We start from the raw sequence: 10,238 nt of genomic DNA, 5'->3' as shown, positions 1-10,238 counted from the left end.
TTTGTACAGCGCATAGACACCGATCACGAGCCAGCCAACCCAGAGATCCGCATAGAGCAGCCAGCCACCGAACCCGAACACGACAATCGGCCCGGCGAATCGATCACTCCAACCAGGAAAGCGAGGCTCTAGGGATGGCATGAAGCCGACCATTCGACCAGCACTGTAGCCGAGCATCCCAACGAGAAAGAACAAGAACACCCATTCGCCAAGGACGCCCGCCTGTAGCGGAACGAACGGGAGCATCCCGAGTATCGCCACCGGGAGGACGCTCCATTGGCGGCCAATACCCTGGGTTTGACCCTGGTCTTTGGCCTTCCTTCGATCGTGTTCGGGGCCTTGGTCACGATCAATCCCGTTCTCCTGGTAGAGTTCGTGCTCGAGATCGCGCTCATGTTCGTAGACGCGCTGCTCTGAGAGCTCGCGGAACTCGGAGAGATCAGCTTGGTCCATGTAGAGTTCGTTTTTCTCGCCGGTCGCGACCACGTGGACGTGAGCGCTGTCGGTGTCCTGGTGGATCGCGTAGCAGTAATCGACGGTCTCGGTGTCGGCGAAGTACTCGTTCATGGTATCGCGAGTGGCTTCGGCCATCTCTCGATCGGACATCCCGTTGCTCTCAGGAGAGACGATGAACTGGCGTTCAAAGCCGTACTCCTCGGATTTGCGGGTGAACCGCTCGATTTCAGCACCGGTCATTTCCTGGCCGGCACGGTTCTCAATGCGGTTGTCGTCGCGAGAGATGTAGCTGAGGATCTGTGAAGCACCGTGAGAGCGATAGTCGGAGGTGACGACGTGGGTCATGAGCCACGCAGCTCCTCGACGAGAGAGCCGCCAGTGTCACCCCCATTGGAATCATCGTCGTCGGATGGAGGTTCAGACTCAGCCTCTGGATCTACCTCGGTATCGAGATCGAGGTCTTCGCGTAAGCGGAGGGAGCCAGTCGAGAGCGCGTCCTTGATCGCGGGTTGCTTCTGATTCTGTTTGAGGAGTTCGAAGTTCGCGATGGTGTAGACGCCCGTTTTGGCGTTGAGTTCGCGAAGGTCCTCGGTGGCGTCCCTGAGTTGTCGAGTGCCTTCATCGATGACGCGTTGTAGCTCCTCGGTGGCCCTGGACTCAGCGGAGAGTTCATCTTCGGCCTCGACGCGGAGCTGGCGCTCGATGAGGTGGTTGAGATACGAGGAAACGGTGGTGTCTTCGCGTTCAGCGCGATCCTCGATTTCTTGCTTGCGCTGTTCGGTGACGTAGAGGGTGATGGGTTCAGTACGGGACATTACGCGGCCCTCCGGCGGTCGAAAAGGTTCGTGTTATCAATGACCATATCTACTACGAATAACCCTTTTCATGCAGGGAATAATATACGCTACGGCTAACTTGTTGGTTGGGTAACTGGTAAGAGATAGCAGCAGGCCGACCAAAGAACTGGGAAAGCCCGGACCGTCGCCGGAGGCGACGCAGCCCGGACCCTGGAGGTGGTTGGGTAGCGCGCTTTGCGCGCGGAGGAGGAGGGAGCAAGAGGGTAGAGGGAGTGACGCGACGCGGGAGCGACCGCCCTCTTCGGTGCGGAGCGATAGAGATGGAAGGACAAGAGACCCTGGCTGATTGTGATTTCGAGATCCTTCTCAGGGAAGCATGAATTACTAATTGGCCAGAACATTAATTATAGTTGGGTAGCAAAAGAATTGCATGGCGTCCCAATACCGACGAAGGAATGGAAGCGACACATGGCATTGGTGCTCCAACTGCTCGAACTATCCGCGCTCAGGCTATCAGACAAGTACCAGTAAACCGACTTCCGGTGAATTGTGCAATCAATGCCAGTCAAAAGAAGACGCGGGAACCTGTCAATAACGACCTACGCGATTTCTAGTGGACTTGTAGGCCGAATTGTCCCTAGAGATTGGTATCGTAATCTTTGGGGTTAGAGATCGATGTACTGATTTTCCCATTCGCGGCGGTCACGAAACGCTTCATGGCCCGCCTCAGTAAGAGCGTAGTAGTTCGTTCGGCGATCGAGTTGGCCTTTCTCGACGAGTCCGTAATCAACGAGTGTATCGAGATTTGGATAGAGACGACCGTACTGGATCTCTGAATCGTAGTACTTCTGGAGTTCGTCGCTGACCGTTTGACCCGAGGGTTTGTCGAAGTCGGCGATCACGTACAAGAGGTCGCGCTGAAAGGCAGTCAGATGGTCCATACTGAGTAATAGGAATTTCTGAGTGACAAGAGTTTCGAATAGTTGAGTGGTGGCTCAGTAGAGGATCCCAGCAGATCGATTGATCCAGGTGGCGGTGAGGAACGTTCGAGGGGTTCGAGAGCGTGTGCTCGGCCTTCTTTTCCACAGGGCAGGATAAAGCAGCACAGCACTTTCGGCCTAATCGAGTTACGGAAGCCTGATCATTGTGCAGTAGATGGCTCAAGGACCACAGTAGTTAGTTAGATTATAAGACTTGGCAAGGTTGTTGCGGTGCTGATAGAATTGGAGCGCCTTGCCATCGGTACGACTTTGAGCAGATCGTCGCCGACCTTCAATCTGAACATATCCAATAAAGGGACTGTAGACGTGACGTCATGGTGTGATCGACGATTTGGGCTCGGAGGTGGCGGACGCCGTACAATGGTACTGGGAAACTCGAGACGGACAGGGGGCAGCCCAGCGCGATTCAGAAGATAGCACACGGGGGCGCAGGGCGGAGGTGTTGGGGGGCCAGCAGATGGACGGATTCGCTGGCCTCGTCGAAGACATCTTACGTGATGTTGGTGTCCCAGCCGACTCGATCAAACATGACTACCACGCTACCCTCCCAGGGTACTACCGACACGAAAAGGAATGGGACACAGCAGTAGTCTACGATGATGAACTCCTCGCTGTTGTTGAGTACAAGAGCCAGGCCAGCAGCTTTGGTAACAATCTGAACAACCGAGCAGAGGAGGCAATCGGGAACAATACCGATATTCTACAAGCGTATGAAGAGGGAGTGTTCGAGCCTTCGCCAGCCCCGTGGGTCGGATACCTGATGCTGATGGCTGATAATGATGACTCTCGTTCGGTCCCTGGCGTTCGCGAGCCGAACTTCGACGTGGACGACGAGTTCAAGGATGCGACATATGTGGATCGGATGGAATTACTGTGCATTCGGATGGTCCGCCAGCGGCTGGTGAACAATGCGGCATTTATCTTGAGTGACGACGAGGTGGGAATGGAGGGTGAGTACTGGGAACCGAACGAGGAACTCCAGTTCCGACGCTTTGCTCGGTCGCTGACCGCGCACGTCGAGGGACAGATCGATATTCAAGATTCAGCGAGCGGCAGCCAGTAGGCCGTTTTCGCAACGAAACCAAGGTAGTATACCCAATGGGGCGAATGGGAAAGTAAGATGGCTGAAGGAACGGATTTGCGAAAGTACGTCCCCGAGAGTTGCCAGGACCTCTTGGACATGGCCGACGCCGAATTGAAGTCCGAGATCCCGGCACTGGCACGCGACAAAGGCCGGATGGGAGAAATCGATCAGGCTGTCAACTCCCTTCCGTCTCACCATGAACTCTATCAGGGTGACTCTCGCGATCTCTCGATGATCGAGGACGAGAGCGTGGAGTTAGCTGTCACCTCTCCGCCGTATTTCAATCTCAAGGACTACGAAAACGGAACTGGCGGCGAGGACCAGCTGGGCGATATAAACGATTACGAGTCGTTCAATGAAGCGATCGACCAAGTGTGGCAGGAGTGCTACGATAAGATCTGCCCCGGCGGGCGCCTCTGCGTCGTCGTCGGTGACGTACTGCGGTCACGAAGCGAACACGGTCGCCACCGAGTCGTCCCTCTTCATGCGACGATCCAGGATCACGCAACGGAGATCGGGTTCGACAACCTGGCCCCCGTGATCTGGTACAAGATTGGGAACGCCTCGCTCGAGTCAGGTGGGAACGCACGCTTCCTGGGGAAACCCTACGAGCCCGGCGCCGTGATCAAAAACGACATCGAATATATCCTCCTATTTCGCAAACCAGGTGGGTATCGGTCTCCGTCCGTCGAAAAGCGGGTGCTGAGCACGATCGAGGCCGACACCCACCAACGGATGTTTCGGCAGCTATGGGACGACATCAAAGGCGAGCGACAGGGCGAGCATCCGGCGCCCTACCCGGCCGAGCTTGCCGAACGGCTCATCAGAATGTTTTCGTTCGTGGGCGATACTGTCGTCGATCCGTTTGCCGGGACGGGATCGACTGCCGTCGCCGCCGCTCGGTGCGGACGAAACTCGGTCTCCGTCGAACTCGAAGAAAAGTACGTCAAAATCGCCGAGTCCCGGATTAAAGACGAGCGCGGGACGCTCACGAACTACCAAAATCTCACGGTTGACGTGACTCGATAGTTGGCGGACCCAACGAGGAAATTGAGGTCAAAATCACAATGTGGCGGCATCTGAAGTGAGATAAAGGACTCCAGTATCAAATCTGTAGAACATCTACTGACAGCCGTCGTCAGGGGGAGATTGAGCCGGCGTGTTTTCCTAGAATGGTGTGAGCGGTGTTGAGCGAAGAGACCCCACTGTAACCGACCAATGCATACAGCAGCAGCGTGCGTGCAACGAGTGGATCGTGTTAGAGTGTTATCTCTCTCGAGGGTGGTCTCTGACGGGGTTGCCTATCCAAGTGCTGACGACGACTGACAGCCTGTTGGGTCGTCCTCCTTGACGAGGATGTTTCCGTGGCGTCGGTGTTTCTTGAACTCAATCGCTCCCTTCGAGAGTTCTTCGAGAGCGTTGGCGGCTCGGTTCACCTGCTTCCAGGCAAGGGTTTCGTCTCTCGCAGTCTGAAGCAGGGTCCGTAGGCCATCTTTCAACACCAATCCTTTGGGAGTTCGATGCGCCCACTGGTCGAAATTCTCGTAGATCGTTACCGCGCGTTCGACTGACTGGGTGACGTGCAGTCCAGTGTCTTCAGCACCGAGTAGCGAAATACGTTCGATTGGCGTTAGATCCTCGTTGTGGGCAGAGTCTGAATCAGAGTTGGATTGATCCTCTTCGATTTCGTTGACCCGTTGGCGAATGGAGGCCTTGTCCTTCTCGTTCTCCTCTCGATAGGTAGCAAGCTCTTTCCGGAGCTCTTGCGCTTCCCTCCTGAGAAGGTGAATCTCCTCAGATTGTTCGTCGGTGGCCTCCTCGAGATCATTGATCCGTTCGTCTTGCTCAGCATCTCGCTCGCGGAGCTGCTGATTTTCTTCCTCGAGATCACTGATACGGTTATCTTGTTCATCGACGCGCTGATTGAGAGCGTCAACGGTCGTGATGAGGTGCTGTAGCAGCTGTGCAACGGACGGGGTTTGGTGTCCAGTCATGGCTATCTGAGCCCGTTTGGACGCCGACGTGGGGGCGAACGTCGCCCGAGATAGCGCTTCCGCTGGTCGGAGGGGAAGCTATATGTCCTCGGAGGCAGAAGGGAGAGGTGTTCAGGCACCCCTTCTGCGCGCGGTATCCTTCCTAGCTTTGCGTGTAGCCCGAAGAAGGCTTGTAATATAAAACCACCTCCTGGCTACCTGATAATTGCGGAGGCGAAACGTCGCGCCGTAGTTCTAAGCCTCACTCTTCTCGTTGTTGTTGTGATCCCGGCCAAATACGTACCATTTGGCTCGAGTCCATAGTGGGGCGTCTCTGCGCTCCTCTCGGTGCTGCTGTAGATCGCGCTCCTCTTGGACGTACTCGACCAACTCTTGGTGTTGATCCACGCGTTGATTCGTGGCCGCTAGCTGGCGCTCTAGGCGGTCGCGTTCGTTCTCCAGGTCGTCGTACTCCAGTCCACGGGCGAGGAGTTCACGAATCGCCTCAGACCGGTTTCCATCATGCTCAGATTCGGTATACTCCTCGAGTGATTCGTATGTATCACCCGGTACTTTGACTGTGATTTGTTCCATTACCGGAACGATTTGATCGAATCACCAAGTAATTTCGTCAGACAATCGTCCGACGCCATGGCTTCAACTGGGGAATGACAGACAGTGACGTGGTATCGAGGCCTGCGTCCCGGTCGCTACAGTTCGATATAGCAGCGAGAAGTTTACGACCTAGTCAGAGTCCACTGGCTCGCGATCGGCGTCCGGCACGGTGTCGTGAGCTTCGTCGTCCCACGGGCTCACGTCAACGCCTTCGCCCTCGAGGTAGTCCCGAATCTCTTCGGACTGTTCGTCCATCTTCTCACGGAGAGCGTCTATCTCAGCGTCGGTCATGGGTTGTTGCGATTGATCCCGTGCCATAGTTCAAACTTTTGTAGACCCGTCGTCTTGTTGTACAAAGCGAACTATGGATGTATATCCCCTTATGAGGCCCTGAGAAGCCATATATCGACCAAATATAATGAGATGCCAACGTTTTAGTAGCATGTCGATGCTATCATTACGTGTAGGCCTTCGTATGCCCAAGAGCCTACCGAAGATGCAAATGGACTGGAATACCGACTGGATGAGAACGGCGCTCTGACCAACTGAAATAAAAAGAAGGTTGAACGATACTGGCTGAGGTATCAGCCAGATTTATCGGTCAGTCGTCCGAGTCGTCTTGGTCGGGACGCCACATTCCCACGGCGACCAGGAACAATCCCGATGTTTCACCTTGCGTGACCAAGGTGAAGCCGCCGATGGTTAGCAGCGTTCGGTAGAGAGGTGAAATATGGTCTCACCTCCGCCGCACGTTGTTGTTTTAGCACGCTATTCCCTGAGTTACATCACCTCTGGGTAGCGGCGTACGTGCATGCGTGAAGCCAGATCGACATGACCTCACGAATGGGGGATGTGTGTACGTCAACAAAAAGGTCGGGGTTTGCTTGTACTAGGAACAAGTAGATTTGTATAGCTGCCGCTAGCGTCTCGAACCTCTCCTTCCCTGGGACGGCCGGAGAGCCGCCTCCACTTCAGAACATCCTACGCATTCCCCTGACTTAACGGTTGGTAGAGCGGTTTGAAAGTGATCGTCCTGGTCCTATGCGGCCGGAGGGATAGGAAGAGTGTATTCATTCTCAAACCTACTGAAACCCCTTTCTCGACGGGACTCCCCGGGGTCAGACGTCGATGTATGCAGCCGACCGAATATATGCACGCTCGACGTCGTCGACGACCCCACCGTGTACATACATCGACGACAATCGCGAGCGCTGTCGACCCGATCACGGCGCCGGCCCGACCCCCCTTTATCTGTTGAGCCGGGTTCAAGAAGTCGAGATCGACGGGTTCGTACCCCCCGTATGCACATCGATATATATGCCGACGAAACGGACGACTCTCAGACTCAGTGACGAGCGCCAGCAACTCCTTGAGGAAGCGAGCGAGATCGTGGCCGACGACCCGGAGGACGACCCGCCGACGTCGGACGTGATCGACGCAGCACTCACGCACCTCATCGAGAGTGAAACGAACATCCAAGAGGCTCGTGACGAGCACCCGCCTCACGTCATCCAGTCGATCGCGAACACGAGTGTCCTAGCGCTGCGCTATCGAACCCGTGTCGAAAGCAGATGGCGAAAATAAGACATTATATGAAATAGAAAATATTATTTCTATTCCTCATTTTCGGATTTCGCGAACTCGTTTGGATGCTTCTCACGAGCAAAGTTGATACGTTGGTCTGTCACTACAGTCGAGTGGAGAACAGCATCAATTAGTTCCTTGATTGCTAAGGCCTGTTCTATATCCGGCTCGTTCTCATTGATATGTGCTCCATCGTTCCCAATATCCTTAACAGCCAGTAAGGATTCTCTGAGTTTATTGTTTATTTGACCCTCTTTATCGAGATTTTCAATCATTTTGTAGATAGACATGGAATCATCTATCTCTGCTATATCATAATGTATCGCTACAGCATGGATTGTCTTCCGAAATAACGTAGTTGCGCCATTAGGAGCATCTGCTGAGATGCAATCAAGAGCCTCTTCATAGTACTTGTTAATTGGGTCAGGAAGATCTTCTACGCCATCAACTTTAGGTGGAGGAATGAGATAGGGGTCCTGGTTCTCTTTGGTTGGGTATACGAGAGTTATGATTGACTTGCAGCCGTCACAACCTACTGGGACTACATAGCCCAGTTCGTCGCTTTTTTCCACTTCAGCCTTCTGGCGGAGCGATACAACGCGCATACAAATAGAGCATCGTCCAACAGCTACTTGCTCATCCGTTCTGTGTCTACCCCCAATGTGTGAGTCATCACCAAGATTAGAATCACGCACCGTGATTTTGAGTTCTTGATTCATAAGAGAATACTACTATCTATGTTATCATTAAGTTTGGTGCTAACTGCGGAAGAGGCATCGTCGCTTGCGCTCCTCGCGCCTATACACCACCCTGCTCGCCCGCATAGCGGGCTGCGCTCTGACTCCCGCCCTCCGCTCCCACCCACCTCCACGGTCTTGCTTGCGGCGCTCACGCGCCGCTGTGCGAGCTTTCGCAAATGAAATTAGACCTCTTGAGATTTGATTTTCTCTCCATCAGAAACATCTTCCAGATCCTCCTCCTCTGTATGTTCGTCATCACCGTTACCCCGGTTAAGATCGATTTCCAGGCTAGAATCATAAGGCAATCCTGTGAAAAAGATAAGAGCCCAAACCCATAGTGCCTGTGAGTAATCGAAATAAATCCCGGCTATGGATACTGCCGCTAAGGAAGCAACGTATGCAATCGTAACGAGCGCGTTCCACCCTTTGTCACTTACCGACACCATCATTCATTACTTTTGCACTATTCACTCTTATAGATTTTCATTCTAGTAGTAATATCTATTCCCAATGGCGTAAGAAGCTAATTCCCAAACGCTCGATCGATGCGTTCCTTCACCTTTCCCCACAACCGCGGTGAGTATCCAGCTGCCCACCCGTCCGGTCGCGCCACGACAGAATAGCCGGGATCAAACGACGTGAATTCGCCCCGTGCAAACGGATGCTCCTCTTCTTCTTTCGTCTCACTCACCCGCTCGCTCGTCCCGAACTCGCCATAATCCGTTGTCTCCGTTCGGTGCGTGTATTCGACCCACTCGGTTCCGATAATCTCCCGAGCATACGAAATGCTCTCATCGTCGCCTAAGCGGAGAATCACCGCCGTCATCATTCCCGAGAGGATCGCCTTCGCCTCATCCTTCCCGTAGTTTTTGAACAGCTGGCTCACCGACTGGATCGCGACGACGACCCGCGTATCTCGGCCCGCACCCACGTTCACGAGTTCCTCGATGTTTCGCAGATGCGGCACCTGAGCGAACTCGTCCAAGACGAAATCCGCCTGACGGGGGTTCTCGAGGCTCAGCTGGATCGAGCGATCGATCAGATACCGAAACATCGGATCGACCGTACTCCCCATCTCGTGGGGATGATCCAGGAGTAAGATCCGTCCATCCGGGTTCTCCCAGTACTCACGCAGCGAGATGGCTGGCTTCTCACCCGGCGCATCGGCGAACTCACCGACGAAGATATCATCTATCTCCTGTTGAACCGAGGCGAACACGCCCATCGCTTGCTCGCTCGCTCCACCAGGATCGATCTCCGCTTTCGCAGCCGTCAGATCAGCGTACTCCTCGAACGCTTCAGCCATGTCTTCGGCGGTCCGCTCCCTGAAGAATCGAATCAGATCCGCGTGTGTCGGCGTTTCGCCTTCCTTCTGGAACTCGCGATGGAGGTACTTGCAGCCTGCAGTGAACACTTGCCGAGCAGCGCGCTGGAAGAACTGATTCGATCCGCCCCCTTTGGGGAACAGCGAACGAGCAATGAAGTCGAACTCGGATTCATCCCTGACGCCTTCGAAGATGTTCAGGGTGTGCGTAGATCGGCGTGCAGTGATCACCACCCGGTCCTCACGCTGTAGGAACTCTTTCCAGTCGTCCTTCCGGTCATAGACGACGAACGGGCCGCCGTCGCTCCCGAGCAACATCTGATAGACGACGGTGAACATCGATTCGGTCTTTCCCGAGCGAGTCGTCCCAAGGAACAGCAACGAGCCCGTGCTGTCGATCCGTACGACGTCGGCCCACCGCCGGCCCTTGAACCCATTGCCCACCTCCTCGATGCGCTTGGGAAACGCGAAATCTCCGTCCTTGATGATGGATTTGTACGAGAGGTACGTCCAGGTCCCTCGCACGAAGCGGTAGGCTTTGTACAGCGCATAGACACCGATCACGAGCCAGCCAACCCAGAGATCCGCATAGAGCAGCCAGCCACCGAACCCGAACACGACAATCGGCCCGGCGAATCGATCACTCCAACCAGGAAAGCGAGGC

Annotated in this window: 12 protein-coding genes; 3 read left to right on the top strand and 9 right to left on the bottom strand. The window is 54.6% G+C overall.

The features are described 5' to 3' along the window. The 3 genes from LCF40_RS22215 to LCF40_RS22205 all read right to left on the bottom strand — a co-directional run. A partial coding sequence (locus LCF40_RS22215; protein WP_224830319.1) for a relaxase/mobilization nuclease domain-containing protein occupies positions 1 to 801 on the bottom strand: 801 nt, incomplete at its 3' end. After that, positions 798 to 1,271, bottom strand: a complete 474-nt coding sequence (locus LCF40_RS22210; RefSeq protein WP_224830318.1) for a hypothetical protein — start codon at positions 1,269 to 1,271, stop codon at positions 798 to 800. The genes LCF40_RS22215 and LCF40_RS22210, both read right to left, overlap by 4 nt. A 647-nt stretch (positions 1,272 to 1,918) precedes the next feature. Next, entirely contained in the window at positions 1,919 to 2,194 is a 276-nt protein-coding gene (locus LCF40_RS22205) for a PadR family transcriptional regulator (protein WP_224830317.1), read from the bottom strand. A 379-nt stretch (positions 2,195 to 2,573) separates the two neighbouring features. Between LCF40_RS22205 and LCF40_RS22200 the strand changes: the two genes are divergently transcribed. Both LCF40_RS22200 and LCF40_RS22195 read left to right on the top strand, forming a co-directional pair. Beyond that, complete coding sequence (locus LCF40_RS22200; protein ID WP_224830316.1) at positions 2,574 to 3,317, top strand: PaeR7I family type II restriction endonuclease; 744 nt, start codon at positions 2,574 to 2,576, stop codon at positions 3,315 to 3,317. 57 nt (positions 3,318 to 3,374) lie between these two features. Then, positions 3,375 to 4,367 carry a DNA-methyltransferase gene (locus LCF40_RS22195; RefSeq protein WP_224830315.1) on the top strand — a complete coding sequence of 331 codons (993 nt, stop codon included), beginning with the start codon at positions 3,375 to 3,377 and terminating at the stop codon, positions 4,365 to 4,367. A gap of 272 nt (positions 4,368 to 4,639) precedes the next feature. Here LCF40_RS22195 and LCF40_RS22190 read toward each other — a convergent pair whose 3' ends face one another. The 3 genes from LCF40_RS22190 to LCF40_RS22180 all read right to left on the bottom strand — a co-directional run bounded on the left by LCF40_RS22190 (position 4,640) and on the right by LCF40_RS22180 (position 6,217). Beyond that, positions 4,640 to 5,332 carry a hypothetical protein gene (locus tag LCF40_RS22190; RefSeq protein ID WP_224830314.1) on the bottom strand — a complete coding sequence of 231 codons (693 nt, stop codon included), beginning with the start codon at positions 5,330 to 5,332 and terminating at the stop codon, positions 4,640 to 4,642. 234 nt (positions 5,333 to 5,566) lie between these two features. Then, positions 5,567 to 5,905 (bottom strand): CopG family ribbon-helix-helix protein, encoded by a 339-nt coding sequence (locus tag LCF40_RS22185; RefSeq protein WP_224830313.1) that lies wholly within the window; start codon positions 5,903 to 5,905, stop codon positions 5,567 to 5,569. 150 nt (positions 5,906 to 6,055) lie between these two features. Further along, positions 6,056 to 6,217, bottom strand: a complete 162-nt coding sequence (locus LCF40_RS22180) for a hypothetical protein (protein ID WP_224830312.1) — start codon at positions 6,215 to 6,217, stop codon at positions 6,056 to 6,058. Between the two features lie 1,026 nt (positions 6,218 to 7,243). On the opposite strand from LCF40_RS22180, the gene LCF40_RS22175 reads away from it, so the two are divergent. Next, entirely contained in the window at positions 7,244 to 7,510 is a 267-nt protein-coding gene (locus tag LCF40_RS22175; RefSeq protein ID WP_224830311.1) for a DUF7386 family protein, read from the top strand. A gap of 29 nt (positions 7,511 to 7,539) precedes the next feature. Here LCF40_RS22175 and LCF40_RS22170 read toward each other — a convergent pair whose 3' ends face one another. From LCF40_RS22170 to LCF40_RS22160, 3 genes are all read right to left on the bottom strand, one after another. Then, a complete protein-coding gene (locus tag LCF40_RS22170; protein WP_224830310.1) occupies positions 7,540 to 8,115 on the bottom strand; it encodes a DUF4145 domain-containing protein in 576 nt (191 codons plus the stop codon). Positions 8,116 to 8,432: 317 nt separating this feature from the next. Next, positions 8,433 to 8,699, bottom strand: coding sequence for a hypothetical protein (locus LCF40_RS22165; protein ID WP_224830309.1), 267 nt, complete (start codon positions 8,697 to 8,699; stop codon positions 8,433 to 8,435). A 74-nt stretch (positions 8,700 to 8,773) separates the two neighbouring features. Further along, positions 8,774 to 10,238: type IV secretory system conjugative DNA transfer family protein (locus tag LCF40_RS22160; protein WP_224830308.1), on the bottom strand; the 1,465-nt coding region annotated here is incomplete at its 5' end.

The organism is Saliphagus infecundisoli (assembly GCF_020177375.1).
In the GTDB taxonomy this organism is placed as follows: Archaea; Halobacteriota; Halobacteria; order Halobacteriales; family Natrialbaceae; genus Saliphagus; species Saliphagus infecundisoli.
This window is presented reverse-complemented; position numbering and strand designations above follow the sequence as displayed.